The organism is Rhizobium sp. BT04 (assembly GCF_030053135.1).
Classification (GTDB): Bacteria; Pseudomonadota; Alphaproteobacteria; order Rhizobiales; family Rhizobiaceae; genus Rhizobium; species Rhizobium binxianense.
The window spans coordinates 256,945-279,691 of sequence record NZ_CP125650.1 but is presented as its reverse complement, the minus strand read 5'-3'; the positions used below and the strand labels follow the sequence as shown (position 1 = coordinate 279,691).

The 22,747-nt window shown below is 57.8% G+C and carries 12 protein-coding genes and 4 pseudogenes; 6 read left to right on the top strand and 10 right to left on the bottom strand.

What is annotated here, in order from left to right; genetic code table 11:
- Window positions 1-63 precede the first annotated feature (63 nt).
- Together QMO82_RS04635 and QMO82_RS04630 are read right to left on the bottom strand one after the other, a co-directional pair.
- A pseudogene (locus QMO82_RS04635) lies at window positions 64-617 on the bottom strand (hypothetical protein).
- A 129-nt stretch (window positions 618-746) separates the two neighbouring features.
- Window positions 747-1,421, bottom strand: coding sequence for a transcriptional regulator (locus QMO82_RS04630; RefSeq protein ID WP_011053291.1), 675 nt, complete (start codon window positions 1,419-1,421; stop codon window positions 747-749).
- Between the two features lie 920 nt (window positions 1,422-2,341).
- Between QMO82_RS04630 and QMO82_RS04625 the strand changes: the two genes are divergently transcribed.
- Complete coding sequence (locus tag QMO82_RS04625) at window positions 2,342-2,623, top strand: hypothetical protein (protein WP_155248995.1); 282 nt, start codon at window positions 2,342-2,344, stop codon at window positions 2,621-2,623.
- Between the two features lie 148 nt (window positions 2,624-2,771).
- Window positions 2,772-6,758: an NACHT domain-containing NTPase gene (locus QMO82_RS04620; protein WP_155248994.1), complete on the top strand. Its 3,987-nt coding sequence runs from the start codon at window positions 2,772-2,774 to the stop codon at window positions 6,756-6,758.
- A 782-nt stretch (window positions 6,759-7,540) separates the two neighbouring features.
- Here QMO82_RS04620 and QMO82_RS04615 read toward each other — a convergent pair.
- Window positions 7,541-8,611 (bottom strand): hypothetical protein, encoded by a 1,071-nt coding sequence (locus QMO82_RS04615; RefSeq protein ID WP_011053288.1) that lies wholly within the window; start codon window positions 8,609-8,611, stop codon window positions 7,541-7,543.
- 182 nt (window positions 8,612-8,793) lie between these two features.
- Here QMO82_RS04615 and QMO82_RS04610 point away from each other — a divergent pair, with 182 nt between their 5' ends.
- The gene (locus QMO82_RS04610) at window positions 8,794-9,282 is read left to right on the top strand and encodes a hypothetical protein (RefSeq protein ID WP_155248993.1); all 489 of its coding nucleotides are present in this window, start codon (window positions 8,794-8,796) and stop codon (window positions 9,280-9,282) included.
- A gap of 22 nt (window positions 9,283-9,304) precedes the next feature.
- Here QMO82_RS04610 and QMO82_RS04605 read toward each other — a convergent pair whose 3' ends face one another.
- A complete protein-coding gene (locus tag QMO82_RS04605) occupies window positions 9,305-11,776 on the bottom strand; it encodes a S8 family peptidase (protein WP_183610967.1) in 2,472 nt (823 codons plus the stop codon).
- Window positions 11,776-12,780 carry an AAA family ATPase gene (locus QMO82_RS04600; protein WP_011053285.1) on the bottom strand — a complete coding sequence of 335 codons (1,005 nt, stop codon included), beginning with the start codon at window positions 12,778-12,780 and terminating at the stop codon, window positions 11,776-11,778. Before QMO82_RS04600 ends, QMO82_RS04605 begins: the two co-directional genes overlap by 1 nt.
- A gap of 714 nt (window positions 12,781-13,494) precedes the next feature.
- On the opposite strand from QMO82_RS04600, the gene QMO82_RS04595 reads away from it, so the two are divergent.
- Entirely contained in the window at window positions 13,495-14,412 is a 918-nt protein-coding gene (locus QMO82_RS04595) for a recombinase family protein (protein WP_008534020.1), read from the top strand.
- 1,046 nt (window positions 14,413-15,458) lie between these two features.
- Here the strand turns inward: QMO82_RS04595 and QMO82_RS04590 are convergent.
- Both QMO82_RS04590 and QMO82_RS04585 read right to left on the bottom strand, forming a co-directional pair.
- Window positions 15,459-16,429 (bottom strand): annotated as a pseudogene (locus QMO82_RS04590) (IS481-like element ISRel2 family transposase).
- An 84-nt stretch (window positions 16,430-16,513) separates the two neighbouring features.
- Window positions 16,514-17,308 (bottom strand): annotated as a pseudogene (locus QMO82_RS04585) (integrase core domain-containing protein); the annotation flags it as partial.
- A 3-nt stretch (window positions 17,309-17,311) separates the two neighbouring features.
- Between QMO82_RS04585 and QMO82_RS04580 the strand changes: the two are divergent.
- Window positions 17,312-18,271: an IS4 family transposase gene (locus tag QMO82_RS04580; RefSeq protein ID WP_029875533.1), complete on the top strand. Its 960-nt coding sequence runs from the start codon at window positions 17,312-17,314 to the stop codon at window positions 18,269-18,271.
- Window positions 18,228-18,421 (top strand): annotated as a pseudogene (locus QMO82_RS04575) (IS3 family transposase); the annotation flags it as partial. The gene QMO82_RS04580 and the pseudogene QMO82_RS04575, both read left to right, overlap by 44 nt.
- A 465-nt stretch (window positions 18,422-18,886) precedes the next feature.
- Here QMO82_RS04575 and repC read toward each other — a convergent pair.
- The 3 genes from repC to repA all read right to left on the bottom strand — a co-directional run bounded on the left by repC (window position 18,887) and on the right by repA (window position 22,487).
- Complete coding sequence (repC, locus tag QMO82_RS04570) at window positions 18,887-20,095, bottom strand: plasmid replication protein RepC (protein ID WP_016737357.1); 1,209 nt, start codon at window positions 20,093-20,095, stop codon at window positions 18,887-18,889.
- A 155-nt stretch (window positions 20,096-20,250) separates the two neighbouring features.
- A complete protein-coding gene (repB, locus tag QMO82_RS04565; RefSeq protein ID WP_004672729.1) occupies window positions 20,251-21,276 on the bottom strand; it encodes a plasmid partitioning protein RepB in 1,026 nt (341 codons plus the stop codon).
- Window positions 21,273-22,487, bottom strand: coding sequence for a plasmid partitioning protein RepA (repA, locus tag QMO82_RS04560; RefSeq protein ID WP_008534005.1), 1,215 nt, complete (start codon window positions 22,485-22,487; stop codon window positions 21,273-21,275). The genes repB and repA overlap by 4 nt, the downstream gene beginning before the upstream one ends.
- Between the last annotated feature and the right edge of the window lie 260 nt (window positions 22,488-22,747).

Here is a 22,747-nt window from a genome sequence, read left to right as displayed (position 1 = left end):
GCCGCCTCTATCGCCTTGAAAGGACACCTGCAACAAGCTTAAAAGGCAGGCAGCGCGTCACGCTCATGGTTCAAACCGCTCCAGCATTTTTCTCAACTGCGCGTTTTGCAACGTTAGCTTTCTGGCCAGCTGATCCCTGAGCATCCTGATCTAGTCATCGAGGCTCATCCCGTTTGCAGTTTGGATAAATTGGGGATCGTTTGCAATCGCCACCGCTTCCTTGCTGCGGCTCCTTTGCTCGCGCGGTGCGACTCGGCAATTCGCTTGAGCCTAGCGGCATCATTCGCAGCGGTGACGTCGAAACCAGTACCACCTGATATAGCGGGATCAGCGACCTCCACGATTTCGGCAACTTCGCCGTCGACCTTGTCGTGGACATCGTTTTCGGCTTCTTCGGATTGCACTGGCACTGCGGAGATTGCAGCGGCTTCATCGTGACGAGGTGGCTCCTCGCTTGCCGGTCGAGCAGCGCTGGTCAGGCTGTCCTCGGCAGGCGTTTCAGTCGGACCAGAACTAGGCAACGCCTCCGGCGAAACCTTCTCGGTCGAGCCGTTTTTTCGCTTTTGTTCGCGTCCCGGTGAGATCAGTCGGGCAAGGAATTTCCAGGGAGACGCCATCTATCCGACCTCGCGTGTTATCCCGCAAGCAGGCAGTGTGTTTTACTTCTGGCAACAGCATCCACCGCCGCCAAAATGTGTATCTTGATAAGCATGGAAATGCGCCCGGCGGTTGACCGGCTGCCTTTATCAATCGAGCTTCAGCCGTTTGCGCAGATCGGCATTTTCAGCGCGAAGTTTTTCAGCCAGAAGCTTGCGCAGCCGTTGATTTTCCTCTTCCAACTGCAATAGGTCTGCCATCTCATCGATCGCGGTCATCGGCGCGGCAGGCGCCGGCTGCACAGCCTTTGGAGCGCGGCGCACCGGTGCGCGTTTGGCACTCGCCGCAGCTTCGACCACCTTTGTCTTGCGCCCTCTCCTCTTCACACCACCGGCGCCGGCCAGAGCAGCTGCTGGCTCTGCCGTAGTGTCAGCTGACGCGGTTTCGAGTGTCGCGGCTTTCTTGGCCCTGGGTTTGCGCTGTTTCTTCGGCGTAATTGGCGTTTCGACAACGGCCGGCACATCGGCACTGGTTGCAGTATCAGTCTCGTCGGCCATGCTCGTCTCCTGTGTATCTGATGCAGTTGTCGACGGCTCAAGAGGCGGTGTCAACAACGACTCAGCCTGATCTGGTTTTGGTAGAGAAATTTCGCTGTTGGATTTGCCACTCTGAGAGCTATCCGACAGAAACGGCATTGCCTCTTTGTCTAGGTCGCGAGCGACGGATTTTAGGTCCACGTTGCCCCAGATCGAGTTCGACCTAGTATCGAGTTTTCGTCTGCCGCTTTTGTACTCGACGGCAAAACTGCGTTGCACTTTTTTCAATATAAAAGCCCTTGAAAATTCACGGGATGATTTGGTGATGGGGTGGTATATCCGAAATAACGATTACCGGACTGCCCGTCTATAGCCACGCTCAAATGTCCACCTCACCTTTCCAGGAGCAGAATTCGTGGCCAGTCGAATGGGGGATGAGACGGGTGAGGCTACATTGGCCCTGAACGAAGTCAAACCGTACTGATTCAAAAGTTGCACGTGGGCAACTTATCGGCGAGCTTCCTTGTTGTGCATCGCCGGAGTTTTAAAAGATTTTCCGCCAACCCCGACGCGGTCTATGTAGCGCATCCAGAGCGCCGGCGTTGCCAGCGCGCACGGGCGAAGGCCCGATCGATCGGCACCACCGTCGTCACGCATGAACTGCCGAACCCTCAATCGAAGAAGCAATGCGCCTGTCAACCTTGTCTTTCTTTGCTCGCCTGCCGGGCCAGTTCCCTTCGATCCATTATGCGATCATTTTAGCTCAGACCGTGAACATCCTTGCAACACGGCGTCCACGAGGCTCCTTGAACAACGGATCGCTTCGGACGGCCGCCTCGGCGCCACCCACCACGTGGATGGTCGGCATCCGAAACCCTGCACCGAAGCAGACTCAGAGCGAAGTCGTGGTGGCCGCTTTGCGCCCCCATTCCGGTCGTTCAGGCATTTCAGCCCTGTCTCCGAAACCAGACATACCTGCAGTCAGCCAAGGTACCATTTGGGATAGTCTCTTGGTCGGTCGAGGACTTCTTTTGCCCATGGAAAACCAGACGTCGCTACTTGGGACGAGCGACCCACTACCATTCTGCAAGGACGATGTCAGACTTTGACTTAACCATTTCTACAATCGCGTTGAGACAGCGCCTGCGCCTTTGTTTGGTGCGTTCTTTGTTCTTTGCCGTTAGTCCGGACGGCGCTAAGCTCTGATCATGAGCGTCAGTCCCGAAGTAAGCACCACACCATCCACCTCACTTGCGTCCTCCGGCAAGAGCCAGCGCGACAATTTCACCGAGCCGACCAAGCGTCTGTTGGCCCAGCGTGTTGGTTGGCTCTGCTCCAACCCGGAATGCACCAAACCAACTGTCGGCCCGCAAAAAGGCGGTCCAGGCACGATGAACATCGGTGTGGCGGCGCACATCACGGCCGCCTCGGAGGGCTTTGCCCGTTACGACGCCCGCCTGACCCCGGAAGAACGGAAAGCCCCGGGATAATGGAATCTGGCTTTGTAGCGACCATGCCCACCAGATCGACCATGACGAAAAGGCATTCCCGGTCGAATTGCTTCACAAATGGAAGAAGGACGCGGAAGAAAGGGCGTTTGAACAACTGCTAACAGGTGGCCGCGCCCGCGTGGAGCCTATGGGCACCGAACTCGCGGATGCGCTTGGATATCTCCGCAAGCAGTTTGGCCTTCCACGGAGCGAAGATTTGCCAGCCCTGTTAGAAAAGGTGCGCTCGGCAGCTCAGCGCCACATCGAGACATTCGCTCAGCAGGGCCCCGCCCATGCCGTTTCGCTCTATCTGACATCTGCCTCATCGCGGGGAAAGTCATTCACGCACGTCGAAATGGCCGCAGCACTCCGGTCGTGTGGCGTTCTGGACCTCGTGGCGGAGCCGGGTCAGGGAAAGTCGACCACGTTGGTGCAGCTCGGTGCCAGACTTTTGGAAAGCGGGCCTTTACCGCTGCTGGTCCCGCTCGCAGAAGTCGGCCAGAGCGTGGACGACCTCTTTTCATGGGTAGTTGGTCGTCAGGCATTTGCAGGCATCCGGTCAGAGCATCTCAAGTTTCTCTCAGCGCACGGTGAAATTGCGTTCCTATTGGACGGCTGGAACGAGGTGACACCGGTTGCGCGGCTAGCCCTTATCAAGACCATGCGGGCGCTCAGGCGTGAATTTCCGCTTCTGGTCATCTGCATTACCACGCGCCCACAGGCCGCGGCGGTGCCCTTTGTTGCGCGGACGGTTCACGTCGAGTCGCTCTCCGACGAGCAGCAGGAAGACCTGGCATCCCGGCATGGAAGTGTTGCTCAGGACTTGCTCGACCGTGTGCGCAGAACGTCAGGCGTCCGCGACCTTGCCCGGATCCCGTTTTACCTCCAAGTCCTCCTGCAGGTTGGAGACGCCGGCGCCCTTCCCACCACCAAGGAAAGCACCATCTCGCTGCTGGTAAAACAGCATGAAGATATTCCCGAACGTGCCGAGCAACTTCGACAAAGCATGCTGGGGCAACACAGGCGTTATCTGGGTGACCTGGCCGTCGCCATGATGCAGGCGCGGACTACGGCGCTGGATGACACGGCAGCACGACAGTCCCTACGAGCAAGCAACACAAAATTGTTGACCGAGGGGCTGGTCCAGAACGCCCCGGAACCTGCAAGCGTCTTGGAGACCCTTGTCGCCACGCACGTGTTGGTGCACGGCGAAGGCGACACCTACGCCTTCCAGCATCAGCAATTTCAGGAATGGTATGCCGCCGGGCATGTCGAGGCAATGATGCGTGACCTTCCTAAGGACGCAGGCCTCGAAAGCAGTTTTGCCCAAGAGCTTCTCGACGACCGGCTCTGGGAAGAAGCAATTCTCTTCGCCTGTGAACGCCTTGCAGAGGATGAATCTGGTGTCGCTATCGTCGCCCGAGCGGCGAGACTCGCTATGTCTGTCGGACCGATGCTTGCGGCCGAAATTGTGTACCGGACAGGAGACGCAGTTTGGAGCTTGGTCTCACACGAGGTGCAAGCTTTTGCACGCTCATGGCACCAAGCCGATCAGGTGGACTTGGCGGTCGGATTCATGATGAAGACGGGCCGTGGTGACTTTGCCGACCTGGTTTGGCCGCTTGTTTCCAACTCAAGCGACCAAATCCAAAGCGAAGCTCTCAACATTGGCGATCGTATCCGACCAAGCGTTTTCGGGGGCTACCTGCAAAGTGACTACGATCACCTGCAGGAGCGGGTCCGGGAGAGGCTTGTTTCGGGGCTCATCTTCGGCGGGGGTATTGAAGCTCTCGAAACCGCGTTCGACCTCGCGAAGCGAGACCCCAGCGTCGAGGTGAAGTCAAAAGCAGTGGAAGCATTCCTTTTCCGAGGCGCACCCAGACAGGCGACAGCAGTGCTATATGGCGCTGACAATGAAGTTTGGCGACGCGTTGCCGAGCGGGACTATTTCGACGGACTGACCGCCCCGCCCGCCCTGACGCGTTTGCGAGCGCTGCAGGATGAGGACACCGGCGCAATGGCAAGCCCCGCCCGTAACCTCGCTCGCTCTATCCGCAAAGCCCAAAGCTCGGGGGAGGTCGCCGATCTTGACGCTATCCTGCGCAACGAAAAACTGGACCTAAGGGCGGACCAGACCGCTGCCTTCCATCAGGTCGCTAGCGCGTTTCCCGAAGTCGTTGCCGCGGCAATGACGGACCGTATTTTGACCGGCTCTCCATTGCCATTCCGGGTGCAAGAATACCTGTCGCCCCAGCCAGTCAGCGAGGCGCCAGAACTCGCGACCATCGTCATTGATAGCCAGGAGATAGATGAGCGGACCGGCGGCGCACTCTTCCTCTCAGGACCCGGTATCGTTGCGAGGATGATAAGCGAATTCCTCGAGCTCAAGCCCAAAATTTATGCGAACGGGATGCCGTCGTCTGCGACGTACGCTCCCCTGGGACTGCTTCGAGACAAGATATCAGGTACGCGCCCCGACGTGTTCGTCGAGGCAGTCGTGTCGTTCTCGGCCATACAAGACCACGGCGATATCGAGGCCCTCGCAGACCTTATCACCGCCCACGGCAAACACGGCACGAATGAGCCAATGGACGATGTTCCAGCTGAGGGCCGCCTCAAGCTCGTTGAAGCGCTGAACGGCTGGGCGGACTGCCTCATGCGTTCGGGCCCACCGTCACGCCACGATATGGCCAAAATTGTGGATGCCATGCGGCGCGTGCCGGACTCATCACAAATGAAGTGGGTCTCAGAATTCCTGCTAGAAGACCTCAAGCAGCGGGATGCACTTAAAGAGTTGGCCAAGGGCGGGCGCAACCAAGAGGCGCTGAACGAGTGGCGCACCAGTCATGCACTTTCGTACCGGCAGGCACTTTACGAGATTGGCACTGACGACGCCTATGAAGTTGCAAAATCGCTCCTGCGTCATCCTGAGTTTGGCCATGACGCGGCGATTGCGCTCCGGCTCATCGCCATGCCGACTCTCCTCGACAAACGGGCAAATGTCTGGCCCGATCTGGATCGCGCTCAGGCTGCACGTGAAAGAAGGTCAAAGCAATCCGACCTGTCACTTGATGCGGCCGAGATTATACTCGACGTCGCGGAAGAATTGGCAGCATCCGAACCGCTCTACGGACGTGCCGTGGCATTGGCCGCAATTGCCGTCGTCATGCCGCATATAGTCCGGCCAGAGTTGATGTCGAAGGTTGCCGGCTTGGAGGTGACGTCTCACACCAAGCTCGACTTCTTCAACGGCATGATTGTGGGCGGGCTGCTGCCTTCGGCCGACCTGGTCCTCCAGGAGTTCCGCAAGGTCTTGGCCGAAAAGGAGAACAGGTGGTGGGACGACCAGACGTCGTACGCGATCTCCAGTTGGCTAAAAGTACTTCCGAACACCGACCGCCCGACGTCTGTTTTCGACGCCTTAGCGCTGGTTCCTGAAAAGAACCTTCCGCGGTGGCAGATCAGGGATATCCTGCCTCAGCTCAGGCTTTTGGGCGTCGAAACCAAAGCGGGCATGTTGCGAGAGTTTGCCCTCAGGTTTCCCGACATGCTGTCGGAGCATGAGTGGTTCGGCCAAGTGCAAAAGCTAGGGTTCCGCCGCGCGATGGACCTGCTTCTTGAAGGGGTCGAGGGACACCTCGGAAAGGGCTTTGACCTCAGGACAGGCCATTTCCTACTGCCTGAACAGCTTGCGTACGCCATGGCGGACAACGATATGCCCTATCTCTTCGAAAAACTAGCCGCGGCCCGCTCCGACGGAGCAAAGGAGCTGGTTTTCTCGGTCCTTCTGAAAACTTCTTCCGTCGAAGGTCTGATGGCCGCGGCACAATCCTCGGTGGGTCGGCAAACTATACGCCGGCAAGGCGCGCGCGGTGTACAGGACATGATCTATAGCAGAGAGCCGCATAGCCCTGACGGGACGTCGTACGAGCTTAGGCCGCTCAATGCTTCCGAGGTTAGACGGCAGTTGTTCGCGTTGACCGTTTCTCCCGACAAGGATCAAGCGGCGTTCGCGGTGGACTACTTGACCCGCATTGACATGATCCGCCAGGAAGATGGGGCCATCCTGGACGAGCCGAGACATCCTAATATTCAGAGTGGTCGGCCCTGGCCCCAGGTGGCTCCCCCGCATTGAAGCACAAGGGCTCCGCGCCGGCGCAAGCTATCGACAGTGCGCACCGGCCACATGAACTACGGCGGATGCCAAAGTCCGTTCTCGATAACCCGCCGGCGAAGAGCTGTCGGTCTGCTTCCGGCCCCAATTAAGACACTCGTCCTTATCCTTCGCCTTGAACGGAATCGAACCCTCGGACCGGGGAAACGCGCTTCTCCAGTACCACCCCGGATTCTGATGGCACCACATTATTGCTTTGATGCATTCGGCGCCTCGTGGGGCCAAAACAATGCTAGAACGCCGACACCTGCGTGCCTATAGTTGAGTCATCGCTTGCAGGGCAGTCGTGTCTGCGAGGAGGGTAAGGGCTGTGGAGGATAACATGCTCGATATTCGCCAACTTCGCAGCGGTCCTTGCCGCACTGGTTGCGGTCTGGACTGATGGCCGCTTTCTTTGGGAGCGACGTCAGAAGCGCTTGCGTCTGGAAAACCACTTGCGTGATGAGGGGCATAATGATGCGGCCAACGAACGGTCCTCCATCTCGGCATATCTGAGGCGGAAATCGTCGATGCGGCGTTCCGCAGCAACGTCATTCGTCGTCTGGTTTCCGTAGAAGGCTCCTTCTCGTGTATGAGACCGGCGATCTCGAAGAGGACGACTTTCCGCCGCGCAAGGTTCTAGCGCCCCTGCCCTCCGGTAGAGGTGGAGAGCAGCGGCACAGGGCGAGCACACATCGACCGTGATAGAGGATTCTCCACATTTACCCGACGGACCTCTGCGAGCGTTGGAGACTTAGGCTCGTCTAAATGCCTCTAAGAAGGCTGAGGAGACCATAGTTCGGTGTATTGTTCGCCCTAAACGGAATGTCGACCCGAATGCCATCCTCTTCGTTTCGGGAAAGGAACATGCCGCCGGCCTCCAAGACCTCGATCGCGATGTCGCCAAGCCCGTCAAACTCACTCGCGCTCTCCCATTGCCCCAGGCGTTCCCACAGCTCGGCATAAGCGGCTTCAAGCCGCGCGAAGTAGTCAGCAAACCAATGATCGGAAAGGGCGTCTGCGAGACCTTGCTGATCTGAGACCATGATGCCTAAGCCGTGCATCGTGCCGATTAGGTACGATGCCCATTTTATCAGGTTTGCGTAAAGCGGAGGCACTTCCAACAGGACACGATCAATATCGCCGTGCGTGCGATATGCGCTAATAAACCCATTAGCAGCAGCGTCAGTGTCGGCGAGCGCCGTCAAGAACGTCTGGCGGTAACCGTCGATCGGATTTAGACCGAAACCAGCACTCAGCCGGGTAGCTCCATACTCCTGGAAGCAGGCATCAATCACTTCCTCTCTATATTGCTCAATGTAGTCGGCATATCGATGGCGCAGTATCCGCCCTGGTAGGGCCTGATCAAGGGCCGTATGCACTTCAACGTGGCCGCATTCATGGGCAATCGTGTGCACAGCCGACGCAAAGAACTCGCTTTCGGGGTCTGCGATATGCCAGACGTAGTTCACGTCGAAAATCAAATGGGTTTTTAGCAATCCATCTCGCAAAACGGCGGGGGCCATTGCCACTCCGATAACACCGTCCTCTATTGTAGACGCCGTGAGTGGTCGAAGTCCCTCCAAACCCCGATCAATCTGAAGTAGCGTTTCGTGATAGGTGCCAGTAATTGTCACTCCATCAAGATCGGTTAGATTGATGTGTTGCCCGATCACCTGTAGAGAACCGATGAACGCGTGGCCAAAGCCGCGTGCATGGTCTTCATCTTCGAAAGGGCCGCTTACGCTCAGATTAGTTGCAAGTGGATAAGTTGACTGGATCTCGTTAGCCGTGGCGCAAACCTCAATTTCTTCTTCGCCAAGTTCATCGCTCATCCAAAGCCCCGTACGAGAATCACTGCATCAACAAAATCGTATTGTAGAACGTCTTTTAACAAAAGAACTTCAGTTGATCGCCGCGAGAACGATGATTTGCGAACCGCGATGACCTCAAGAGATTGGCCGACTGTCTAAATCTATGGTGCCACATCGCAGTGTCTTTGGATCGGCCCCCGCTGATGCGACGTCTCACCGCGCTGAAGTTCTATGGTCTGGCCTACGCAGCAAGATCAGTGGTCACGACCGGCTTGGAGGCTGTCGACGACTTCCTGGTGATCATGGCTCAGCCCGGCGGCGCCAGGAAAACAATGGAACAGCATGTGTTGCCGGTGGTTGCCGAAAGCCAATTGACTGACATGATTCTCCCCACCCGGAGCATGTATGCGATCGTCTTGGCTTGGTGCGGAGAATTCGGCATGGCGCGGCGGGAACTCGCCGCATTGAGGGAATACGCAATGGATGGGCCACAATCCGAGATGCTAAAAACTCGGGCTAAACATGTCGAAGCTGTCATCGCCGGAACGGTCAGGCTGGAACGGCAAGTGCCGCCGCCGGGATCCTTGGCAAAGATACTGGGGCGAGGGCCCGCCGGACAGCGAAAATTGGGCAGAAACGAAAAGTGCGAGTGTGGATCCGGCCTGAAATACAAAAATGCTGCGGGCATGTAACCACCCATCACTTAACGGGATCTTATGCCTCTGCGACGATCTCGGTTGTCAGAATCGTCTCGACCGCCGCATAGAGATCAACCGCGGCATTAGCCGCACGGATAGTCACGATCAATGAGTAGCGCGCCTGCTGGTTGTATCGATCCAGATACGGTTTTTCCTTCCACCAGCCGCCGACTGGAAAGATACCGATGGCGTCACGCTCCGCAAGGTCGACCGCCGTCCCCCGCCAGAAATCCGAATGCAACGACCCGCTGTCGCGGAATGTTCCCAACAGCCAGCCTTCGCCGACGCTGACGGGCGCACCTTCTTCCTCGCTTCGCGCAGCTTGATTGATGCGCGCCCGGAACTCGCCGACTGTTTCCGTTGCCGTTTTCATCTGGAAGCGCAATCCGTGCGAGGCGTATCTGTGGCGTCTCGTCCAGCCTCGCTCGCCGGGATTCGGCTCGATGAAATAAGATAGCGTGACACGGACCTCGACAGGCGCAGCGCCCAAAGCCAGCAAGTCCTCCTTTGGCCAAGGTAGCTTATGGAGCTTCATATCTCTCATTTTGACCGATCCGGTACCTTCACGTTGGAAGGGTCGAATGTCGTCCTCGATCATCAAGGTCAAATCGTTGTTGGCTGAAAGTAGCGCCCGGCCGAGATCAGGCACCCCATAACCATACCGGCGGAGAAGCGCCTGCAACTGCGTTTTGTTGCCGTGGCAGTTCGTGATGCGGGCGGCCATCGCCGGTGTCCATTCAGCGGAATGGACAAGCAAAGCACGGACGGTCTCTGGCCAGAGCCCCGGCCTACCCACCATAATCTCTGCTGCTAGTTTCGCAGCTTGAGCGGTCGCGGAGCTCGTATCTCCAATCGTAGAGAAGTAGCGGTTTTCTGGACGGAAATGCGTTGTCAGGATGCGAAGATCATCAATCGGCTCACCCGGATTCACGCCATCATACGCCAGGTTCCCGCCCTCCATGACGATATCTGGCTTGACCGGCCACTGGCGATCCCAACTGACGGAGGTCCTGCTCGCGGGTGAGAGTTCTCCAGCTGGCGCAATCGGGGTGTATCCGGCAAAAGCCGCATCGATAACATCAACCTTGTTGGTGAAAGCCCCGATGGTGATTGCGTTCCATGCCTGCGCTGGATCGTCTAGCGGCTCGATGTCGTTGCGAACAAACAGATCGGCCGGCGTTAGATCGATGCGTATGTTTCCGGCCGATATCAGGATCAACCGCTGCGCATCGGTTTCGAAGCACAGCTGGTCGATGGATGAAGACCAGGACGAGGCCCGTCCACGCGACGGGGTCGTGCTGGTTATGGCGGTCGTAATGACGCGGCTTCTGTGCGGCGCCTGAATTTCGGCTCGAGCGATCGCCTCGCCGGTAATCGCGCCGTAAAGATCAGGCTGATTTTCGTCTGCGCCGCCGGGCGGCAGTATTCTAATACTCTCCAGCCGATATCGCATATCGAAGGGATCCTGAGCGGCCAGCGGATCGATCAGATCGTTGTAAAGTGCGACCCCGGCCATGCGCGTGCCATGCCCCTGCCACGCGGTCGTGTCGTCGGCACCCCAGTCGGGATTGATTGTGTGCCAATCATCGACCGATAATACTGGCTCGATCAGGGGATGCGTGCGACGCACTCCACTGTCCAATAGACATATCGCAACGTCATTAGCGGTTTCAGCGACCTGAACACGATCAGCGAGATCGTCGTTCCAGGCTCTTTGCTCGGCGCCTCCAAGACCTATAAAAAACGCCGGAGTATCTTTTGCTCGACGCAATTCAGCAATCGTATCGCTACGTGCGACCACACGATCCATGGTCACCGAGCTCGCAAGCGCTAAGACAACTTCGCGCTCTGGGAACCGGATGGCATGCTGGCGCATCTGTATTTCCAAGGCGGCAGCTATGGCTTCAAACCGCTCGCGCCGACCTTCGCGCAGCCAGACTTCCCACCACACCGCCACGTCCTCGTGGAGCGGAAATAGCGCTTCCTCATCGGTGAAGAGGGAACGCGCCGATGCCAGCTGAGCAGTTTCGATCCTGGAGATCAAAGGCTCATTTCGCGGTCGTCCTTTGTCGGTGTCCGTCGTTCGATATTGCTCAATCTTATTTAGGAAGTAGTTTTTTGCGCGCTCCGGGACAAACACCGAAGCCTTGACAATACCACCCTCCCCTTCTAGCTCGCGGACGGCGACAACCTCCATTTTCTGTTGTCTGTTTGCGAGTTGGTCAATTCCCGCCCCCTCGGAAGAAGGGAGATCGAACTCGAGATAGAATCCACGCGTTTCAAACGCTGTCACTCCGGGCGCGGCGAGTTGCTGCTCAGCCGCCGCGACGGCACCTCCCACGGCGAGCGCCAAAGCCTGGGCATGGGCCTGTCTATTGCGCAGAGGTAGCGCCGGTGGGTCGATTTTCCGGTTAGGGCGCCGGTATGGCTCTACCGCGCCGTTATCTTTAAGCAGAAAATGCGGGCGATTGCGTGGTCCGATTGCCATTATGGCCTGTTGCTCGCATCCATGGCTTCGGCGGCGGTGCGGCGCTCGGCAATCGCGTTAAGTATGCTATCAGGGGTTATTGTGTCCGTATTGTCCAGAATGACGGACTTGGCGGCGTCATCAGCCACACGAGAAATCTCCGCCGGGGAAAGACCTTGGGCGGCGGCAGCGACTTCTGTCCATGATATGTCGGACATTGCGAAGCGATCGAGCCTGTTACGAAGGATCGCTTCGATGAGCGATACATCCGGAAGCGCATATTCAATGACATCGTCGAAACGACGGAAAAGAGCACGATCCAACAGTTCAGGATGATTGGTCGCTGCGACGATCAAGGCGTGGCTTTCATCCTGTTCCACAAACTGTAGGAAGGAATTGAGTACACGTCTGATTTCTCCCACGTCCTGCCTGTCCCCCCTCCTTGCTCCGATCGCATCGAACTCATCGAAGAGATATACGCCGCGGGTTGCGGTCATTGCGTCAAAAACCAGACGCAACTTTGACGCGGTCTCGCCCATGAACTTGGTGATCAGACCGTCCAGGAGGATGGTAAATAAGGGAAGGTGAAGTTCCCCGGCCAACGCACTCGCCGTCATCGTCTTGCCGGCCCCCGGCGGACCGACTAGCAAGATCTTACGTCGCGGCTGGAGTCCGTGGCTACGCAGGTTTGCCTGCTGTCGCTGTTCGGCCAAAATACGATCGAGACGCAGGCGAAGCGGGCGGGCAAGGACCATGTCTGCCAGACGGATGTCGGGATAACGGGCGCTCAGTAGACCGGCGAGCTCACCTTTCGGCTGCACGAGTGCGACCGCTCCACCCGGTCGACGCATGCTCGGCTCTCGCGTCTTCGCTGTATCGACGAGATCCTTGACTTCCTGCGCCAGCTTGCCATGTCCTTGCCGCGCCTCATGGGCAGCCAACTGCAGAGCGGTCGACAGGAATCTCTCCTCATCGCCGGCGATGTGGCTTTTTAAAAGGGTCACGATGTGGCGAGACGTGGTCATTGTTGATTTGCCGTTTCGTTCTGCTTTTGGACTATCAGCTGCAGCGCAATTTGCAACGCAATTCCCGAATAGATAACAATTCAATCCGTTACTATACCGTTCCGAAAATTAATCGGTAGTCTACCGACCCATCCTCAGCAGCATCCGATTTGGCGGAAGCTGCCGGCGTTTGCATCTCGTTAACCATATGAGCCAGCAATGTTCTTTTCTGTCACGGAAGCCAATATGGCAGTACATTCCGTCACTCTTAATGATGTTCCAGGCCACACCTGGCTTCCGATAAGTAATGCTTATCGGAAGCGATTGCTATAACGCCGCAAATCAGCGATGTCGGTCGTCCTGGATCGGCGGATTCGCCCGGAAATCCGGGCATTTAGGGCAATTTCGCCCGGGATGACCGGACTCTCAATCGCAAAATTCGACGGCCGCCGTCGGCACACATGGCCGGTCCTCATTTCCGGAATTGAGCGCCGGCGCCCTTCAGCAGGCTTCTCCGCCCGCAGCCATCACCAAAGCCGCTGTTTTTCCAGCATTTCCGCCCTGGAAGCCCGCTGACGCGCATTTGCCACCGCGGACGCTCCGTTGCTCGTCCGCGGTAGCATTTTGAGTCTGACGGGCCGCTATTCAATGGCTAAAACACGCTTGCAACTGTTCGATTTCTAACGCATGCCTTATCTGTACAAACTACTTCGAGACAGGGCCGTTACAAGCGCGATGGCAAAGCCACAAACATTTGACAACCAACAATCTCCCAAGCGGCTGATCGGTTATGCCCGGGTGTCGACGGATGAACAGGTCCACGATGCCCAGTTGGACGAGCTGCGTGCAGCCGGCTGCGATCGGATCCATCAGGAGCATGGTTCCGGAGCATCGCGGGCTCGACCGGTGCTGACGCGATTACTCGCTGAACTTAGCGCCGGCGACGTCCTCATTGTCGTGCGCCTCGATCGACTGGCCCGATCCGTCAGTCATCTCTTGTCGGTGATCGAGGACCTCGAGGCCCGCGGCGTGCATTTCCGGTCGATCCGCGATCCAATCGATACGTCGACCCCGCAGGGCATGTTTTCCCTTCAGGTCCTCGGCGCCGTCGCGCAGCTCGAGCGGGCGCTAATCGCTGAGCGTACCAAAGCCGGCATTAAGGCGGCGAAGGCACGCGGCAAGCTTCCTGGAAATCCCGGTCTGCGAGAACGACGGCCGGAGGCGATCAAGGCAATCTCGCAGGCACGGGAGAAGCTCTATCTCGATGAACTCATTGCATCGGCGCAGACGTGGCTGCCGATGGTGCGTCAACTCCGGCCGCAGCACAGTTGGGACAATGTCGTGCGGGTTCTCAATCGCCGTGGCCACGACTGGACCGTCGAACGCCTTCGTCGCGCTGTTCATCGCATGGTACGCGAAAAGCTCGCGGAGAAGGAACTCCTTGCTCGATCCCCTCGCCGGGCTCCCGAAGACTATCTGATGAAGCTGGTGGCGGCAATTGCCATTGCCGATCCCAACCTGTCGCTGCGCGACATTGCCGCGCAACTGGACCAGATGGGAGAACGGCCTGTGCGCAGCGGCAAGAACTGGCAACCGTCCTCGGTGCGGGTCCTGCTGGACGAAGCCCACCGATTTGGCCTCATTCGCCGTTGAGGGCATGGTTCATCCGACGCCCGATGGCAGAGAGTCTTTTCTTGTCGCTATTCGACTGCATAGCCGTCAGGTCCGGCCTTTGGGGATCTGTAGCGCCAGGACCGCTAGTCGCTATCGCTCCGCGGTTTCAGCTCAGCGCCTACATCCTCGCCGCGGAGCCGGCTTCCTCCGCCTGCTCGCCCCCTCCCCCGGAACGTGCTGAAGGCTTCAGCCGCGGTGATTATGATCCGCAGAGGCGCGCGGGCCATGACCCTCGGCGGCGCGGGTAAAAGCAGAGGACAGCCGCTCCCCTCGCTACCAAAAAGCCGTCTCGGCTGCACGACGAATTCGGGCGCGAGCCGGAACTCAGTCAGACAGTATTTGTTTCTTTTACAATCCGTCCGCGTTTCGGCGTTCTTTCAAGGATGCTCGACAATTTGATTGAGCCATTTGTCCGCGCCGCCAGCTATATTTCCTACAAGAATGATTACGGCCGAAGATCTGCAAACATTCGTTTTACGACCAGCAAATTTCGACTGTCCTCGAAGCCTGGGAGGTCTTCGTCCTGAAGCATCCTGCGGAGACCGCCGTTAAGATTACAAAGCAATGTCTCCTTTCAGTCGTGACAAACACCGCGATTGTTCGTTCGAACACGAAGCCGCTCAATCGGCTCCGTGCATCAACTGACCTTACTACACCAGCCGCATAGAAGGGCTGTCGGCCATTCTACCCGGGCAACCATGACCAATGCCCTTAGAACGTCATGTACGATCAAAAATGACCGCCAAGACCCCGCGACCCATGGCGGCGACAGGACGGTACCTATCTCTACACAACCGATCTTGTGAGAGGTGGCGCGAGGAGCGGGTCATGCGCCGTCCATAGTAGCGCCCGAAAATGTCGCTTCTTTTCAGAGTGTTGTAGCTGTGGTCAGCTGACCACCGGAAAAGCAGCTGTTGGCAGTGCGTCCCACCCCAAAAGACTTGCTGGCCCACGACAGCAGAGTCTGGCGAAAAACCTCGATCAGTGGACCCGCTGACCTAGCACTCAATCCTCTCCGGCAGCGACTAGATGTGGAGCCTCAACAGGTTGTCCTGGGTAAGAGCGAGCCTAGTGATTGGTGGTTTTGAGTTTAGACTTCCGTGAGGCCTGTGCCAATTGTAGCGATGAAGCCATCGTGGCAGTTCGGCGGCGCGCATGTCCGAGTTGGGATAGGCGACGGCGTAGGCCCACTCTCTGAGGGCGGTCTGGATGAAGCGTTCGGCCTTTCCGTTGGTTTTAGGCGTATATGGTCTGGTGCGAACGTGCTTGAGGCCGTTGTCGCGACAAGCTTGGCCGAATGGCTTTGATGTGTAGCAGGGACCATTGTCGGTCATGACGCGCTCGACCGCGATCCCGAGGCTGGCATAATAGGCCAATGCCGCCTTCAAGAAGGCCACGGCGCTTTCTTTCGTCTCGTCCGGCAATATCTGTGAGAAAGCGATGCGAGAGGCATCGTCGATGGCCACATGAACGCATTCCCAACCGGCGCCCCAACTCTTGCCTCTGCGCGAACTCTGGCGAGTGCGATCGCCGGTGATGCGGTGGCCGACCTCATGAAACCGGCCGAGCTTCTTGATGTCGATATGAATCATCTCGCCGGGAGCCTGGCGTTCATAACGACGCACAGGCTCGGCCGGCTCGATATCCTTGAGGCGGGAGTGGCCTGCGCGCTTGAGAACCCGGCTCACCGTCGCTGCAGATACACCGGTTTCGATTTCGCGATGTGCTTGCCAGTCAGGCGCTGGCGGCGAAGCGTGATGATGCGCTCCGCCAGCGCCTGACTGGTCTGCCGGGGCATGGCATGAGGTCGGGAGGAACGATCGAGCATCGCCTCTCGACCACCGGCCTTGAAACGCTCGACCCAACGGGCGACGATCTTGGCCGCGACGCCATAGGCCTGTGCTGCCTGAGCCTGGGTCAGATGCCCTTCGATAACAGCAAGCGCCATTTGTTCCCGGCGCAACGGCGTCAGTCGGGCATTCTTATGAATGTTCATTCGCGGCGATCCTTCCGACTCGAGGTGTGATAGCTCCAGTCTCCTAAATCCGCTTTGAATGGACAACCTCCCGAAAGCTCACATCTAGAGCCTGCGCGCTCCGAGTACGCCAAGTGGCGGAAACGCGAAGCTTTCATCTCGCGCAGCGTTGGAGCCGGTTGCGGCAATGGTATCTGCATCACGTGCCCGGGTCTGGTCCGAGCGATGAGTGCGGCCGGAAGTGGTTGTAATCGTCGGCCCAGCAATGGCGCTTCGGGCATAATCGCAGCCGAGGAACAGGCTTTGGTTGACCATCTCGTCCCGCATCCGGCCGTTGAAGCTCTCGACATTAGCGTTTTGCATCGGCTTCCCGGCGTGATGCCGTGCGACTCGACACTATGATCCTTCGACCTGGCAAGGATGGCATTCGAGGTGAATTCCGTGCCGTTGTCGGAGACGATCATCCCCGGTTTGCCGCGCCGTTCGATGAGGACCGACAGTTCGCGAGCGACGCGACGACGCAAGATCGAGGTGCACGGGATCGCCGCCAGGCATTCGCGGGTCACGTCTTCGACGAAGTTGAGCACGCGAAACCGCCTTCCGCAAGCGAACTGGTCGTGAACGAGATTCAGCGAGCTTCGGGCATTGGCCTTCGCTTCGACCAGGATCGGGCCACGCGTGCCGACAGCGTGCCGCCCCGGCTTTTCTGCTTGCGAACGGAAAGTCCTTCTTCGCGATAGAGCCCGTAGATGCGGTCGACCCCAACGGCGCTCCCCCCCCGCCGAAGCCGCCGGTCGCCGGTCGCCGGTCGCCGGTCGCCGGTCGCCGGTCGCCGGTCGCCGGTCGCCGGTCGCCGAAACGCCATCGCTCATTGGCGAGGTCGCGCAATAGGGCGACTTCTTTATGATGTGGGCGCACCTGCCCGACCAACGCTTCGATCTTTTGTCGCGCGTCATGCATGACCATGCACTCATCGGCGGCTCTAAACTGCGTGATGTCGTAGAGACAGTTCGGTTCTGCGACACCCAAACGATCGAGCTGCGCGAGCGCGCCGACCGTCCGGCGCGGCAGGCAACGTTGTGCCTGCGCTTCGGCCAGGCGACGATCAGGCAACCGCAAAACCTGCGCGAAGAAGGGCTGCCCGACGGGGTTAGGCTCAGTTGGGTCGAGGTCGTCGAACCGGACGCACCCGACGGTGTCGAGCCCTTGCATTGGCTGCTCTTGACCACCCATGCGCTCTCCAGTGCGACTGACGCCTGGCAGATCGTCGCTTGGTACAAGCAGCGCTGGATGATCGAGCAGTTCTTCCGGGTGATGAAGACGCAGGGCTTCAAGATCGAGGACAGCCAATTGCAGTTAGCGCCGCGGCTGGAAAAGCTCGTCGCCATCGCCGCCAAGGCCGCGGCAATCGTCCTCCAACTCGTGCAGGACCGCAGTGGCGGCGATCCTCACCCGGCAAGCCTGGCAGTCAGTCCCCACGAGATCAACACGCTCGCCGCCCTCGAAAGCCGCTTCAAGGGCAAGACCAAGCTGCAATCCAATCCCCATCCCAAAGCTTCGCTCGCCTGGGCCGCTTGGATCATCGCCAAACTCGGCGGCTGGAACGGCTATGCCTCCTCCAAGCCGCCTGGACCCATCACCTTCTTCAACGGACTCAAATACTGTGCCGATGGCTGGGCCTTGCGAGATAGGTATATGCCTCAGTCGTTCGGTGGAGAAATGTTCCACTGGATCATTTGCTTTTGGTCACGAACAAAATCCAGCGACCAGCGGGCAGAGCCTTCGCGTTGGCCAGGATCGGTGCGCGCGCGCCTGCAAGTTCGCTTACGGAAGGGGGTTTCGCGTGCTCAACATCGTCGATGACGCGACGCGAGAATGCCTCGCGGCGATCCCCGGACACCTCGATCTCCGGTCGTCGCCTCGCTCGAAACTCGCAATGATCTCTCCGACAACGGCACCAAACTCACCTCGAATGCCATTCTTGCCTGGTCAAAAGACCATAGGGTCGAGTGGCTCATTGCGTCACCTCGCCCAAGATAGCGGTTGATGAATTCTCCCAGTGTTGTGGAAGTGCCGCCGCGAATCAGCCCCGTAGATTCCGGCGCTGCGGATGGCAGCAGGTACTTGTTCCTATTGCGTCCTATCCATGCGGCGCCATCGCCCACTCGCGATTAGCCGGCACAGCCGGCCGCCTTGCGATTTGCCGCGCCGGTGCCAATGAATTGATGAAAGGCGGCTGCCATTTCGTGCGAAGACTTCGCTCCTGGTCTTGTTCGTGCGCGACCTTGGGCGCGTTCGTATTGAGATCACGGTCTACTGTTCCCCTAAGAGGCGTCATTTGGCTCGGGAGCCAGACGGTAACCGGCACAATGCCTGCGACAAGCCGCCTTTGAAAGTTGGTGTTTTCCAAGGGGTTAGCTTGGTGGTCAGCTGACCACAACCGAAATCCTCAACGGCAGGAATAACGATCAGCCGCACTTACCCAGCCCTCAAACCGCCTTGCCCGTTGGCCTTCAACAACGCCATTATCATCGGGCCAAGCGAGAATTCACCGCGCTCACTTCGGCGCGTTAGATCCCGCAGATAGCCTCCAGGAGAGTTGATGAAGTTAGCCCTTTCCAGGATGCACGCAATTGCCACCGCAGCATTCTCCGGTCCTAGCGCCTCGCAGGCATCCTGGTAGGCGGAAGGGCTTACCCCCAGCATAGATCGAACCACCACAGCGGCAGACATCAGATCTCGCCAGCTCCCCACGCCGCGCGGTGCATAGTCGCTGATCATCGGGCACGCCTTGAGCACCAATCCCAAGGGGAACGCCCTTTGCGATTCATTCTTCGGCTGATGGCTCAAGCTCGCCTTTGCCCCCTGCTCCTTTTCGGAGCGTGGTTCAGATTCATTTACGGATTCGGGTTTTGAATTCTGTATGTGCTGCTCGATATGAGCAGCATTGGTGCTAATTTTTTCAGCATTCTCGAGGTTTTCCAAACGATTAAGCACTTCCTCACGGAGCATCTCCATTTCATTGAGAACGCTAGTGACCCCTTCAAGGGTCGGAACGCGCGGAATTCTGCTCGCGAGCGCAATGTAGATGTCCTCGGTCGTCTTCCAATCGCCGTCGGCGCCCTCGACCATTGCAGCAGTAATAAGTTTGCGAACATCCCGCCGGCAAATTGTAAGGCTCTCTTTGGCTTTCCTGAGCGAGGCTCTCTCGGCCGCCACTCTTTGCGCCAACATCGCCAACTCTTCCGATCGCGCCAGGAGGGGCGACAGGTCGAAGCCAAAAGCATTCTCGATCTGGCCATCGTCGCCCTTGCGGGCGAAGCGCTTGCCATTGGCGCTATCCTTACGGGCGATCAACCCCGACTCCACCAGAATGGCAATATGCCGCCGCAACGTTGCGCCCGCCATTGCATGCGCCCGAAGCGCCAGTTGGGCATTCGAGGGGAAGACAATCAATTGTGCATCCTGACGCAACTCATTGTCAGGATAAAAACTCAAAAGTGCGTCAAGAACAGCCAGACTGTTCGACTGGATCTTGAGCAGTTCCATCGCGGCGGAAGCGTCTCTCAACACTTTCCACTTATCGGCAGCTTTTCCATGCTTGATTTCCATTGCCGCCTGGCGCCGCACGAGCGCAAGCGTCATTGGCCGCCGCCCGAACGGCGTCGCTACATTCCCCGACTGCATTGTCTCTCACCTTTCAGCAGGCAAAGGAAATTCGCTCACCAAAACGGCGCCAAAGACTCTTGACGAGGATTCGAGGAAATGCGATTCTGTTCTTGCTACAGAGACAGAAGGGCTTCCACGACGGCGACGTTGAGGGAGCTCTTTTCTTTTGCGGGTTACACTCCCTGTTTCCGTTGATGCTTTGCGCGATGCTCCTGGTAAAGCGCCGGCAAATGCTCGAGTACGAAAGCCGCGAAATCCGGCGTGGCTTTCCTGTCAATGGTAATTTCTAGCTTGCTCTTGCTCTGCGTGACCTGCGCAAGCCTGTCGCCATCGGGGGTCGACAGGACGTCTGGCAACCCGCGCGCAGTCCGACGCGGTTTCAGATGGTCGATCACTGCCTTGAACCGTTCCGACGACGGCAGCGCCTGCACCTCCTCCGAGGCAGCATATTTCGCAGCGCCTGCCGGAGGCGATGCTTTCTCAACCAGCTCTGCCAATTGCTGCCAACTTGGGCGTCCAACGCCTGGAGCGGCGCCGATGGCATCGATCAATTCAGAGGGGAGGGCGTCAACAAGCAGGAGCATCTTCGACAAGTTGCTTTTATCGATTGACATAGCCGCGATGACGATTTCTCGTGGAAACTGCTTGTTTAGCTTGTGTGCGAAACGTGCCTTTTCGATGAAGGTGAGGTCTTCGCGCTCATTGTTTTCCTGACCCTGTGCGACAACCAACTGCTCGTCCGTCAAGTCTCGAACAACCGCCTTGACCGGCAGTCCTAGCTCCGAAACGGCGCGCAGCCGGCGATGTCCAAAGGCAACTTGGTAGTGCGCGGGTTTAACGGGATGAGGTCTCACAAGGATTGGGACCTGCTGTCCTTGCTCGCGGATGGATGCAAGAAGTCCTTCGATATCACCTTGCATGCGATCCTGAACGAAGGACGGCTCGATTGACGACGCGTTCAGTTCAACCACGGCCTGACCTTCGGCGAGACGCCGCTCGATCTCCTCGGCACGACCAAGACGATCATTTTGCTCGCGCAACGCGTTACCGATGTTTGCAGTCAGCTTCGTCGCTGGATCTCGTTCTTTTCTGGTCACGCCGAGAAGCGGCATGGAGCGAGTCTTTGCCGCTCTGTGTTCAGCAGCTGATGAGCTGTCGGGCGCGTCCGTGGTGACGTCAAGGAGGTGCTTCCGACTCATGTGGTTCTACCCCATGCTTTTTTGATTAGAGTTTCGATCTCGTCGTTGACGGCGTTCATCGCCTCTAAGGCCCGATCATAGGTCGAGCGCGTGAACTGTCCGCGCTCAACCTCAAAGAGGGTTTGATTCGTCAGGCCAGCGTCCGAAACGGCGGTCGTCTTGAGCATCGGAAAATTGAGGACATTTTCGCCAAAGATCGAACGCAGATAGCCCACCATCTGGTTCTGCGGGCCATCGCTCGGTTCAAAACGAGTGACGAGGTAGCGCATCCAATTGAACTTGAACTGGGCGCCTGCGTTCTCGATTTCCCGAAGGAGATTCGAGGTCATCGCCAGAAACTGGTTCATCGACATTACATCCAACATCTGGGGATGGACGGTGACGAGGATCGAGGTTGCGGCGGTCAGAGCTGAAAGCGTGAGATAGCCAAGTTGGGGAGGGCAATCGATAACGACGACATCGTAGTTGTCCGCGATGTCTTCGATGACCTGACTGATCCGACCGTAAAAAAGCGTGTCACCTTCCTTCCGGTTCATAAGCGCGCGCGGGGTATCGTGCTCAAACTCCATCAGTTCAAGATTGCCAGGAATTAGATGAAGATCCGGGATGTACGTTCCTCGGACAACCTGCTCGATTGGGACCTGCTCGTCATCATACCGGATGGCGCCATAGAGTGTTTCGTTCGGACCAACGTCAGTTTCTGGCTGACTGCCGAAGAGTGCGGAAAGGCTTGCTTGGGGATCAAGATCAATCGCGAGAATCCGGTAGCCACGCATTGCCAGGTACTGTGCCAGATGCGCGGCTGTCGTCGTCTTGCCCGAGCCGCCTTTGAAATTCATCACCGAGACGACTTGAAGCTGCTCCCCCGTGCGACGATGGGGCAGGTAGCGCCGGTTCCCGCGGCCAATCAGGTCCAGGTGCTTACGGATTGAATGAATATCTTCGATCGTGAACGTGCGTCGACCGCCAGGGCTCATACTAACGTGCAGTTCAGGCATTTCCGAAGCAGTTTGTCTAAGATAAGACTCACCGATGCCAAGCAATTTTGAGGCTTCTGACGGTGCAAAGGATCGAATGCCCTTTTCGGACGTCGGCGGGAAGACCTTGAGATGATGTGCTTGAAGTTGGCTGGAGAGAGCGTCAGCATGACGCTCCATCAATGCGGTCAACCCTTCGACGACCGGCGCTGTTTTTGCTGCGGTTTTCGCCATCTCAAAATCCATTTCCTGCAAGTGGCGGAACTTTTCGCGAAACCGCTAAAGTTCCGCCACTAGCTATTAGAGCCGATTCTGCATTTTGAGCAAGGGGTTTTAGGTTAACGAAAGGCTAACGTGGATAAACCCGGAACGTAGAGTAAATGGATTTTTCCGTTTATATCCTGCAGCTTAGCAAGACCGCGGTACCGATTGGTCATGGTGTGTTTTATTGTGAATCCTACAAATGTGCCCCGGCGATTTAGACGAAAAGCAGA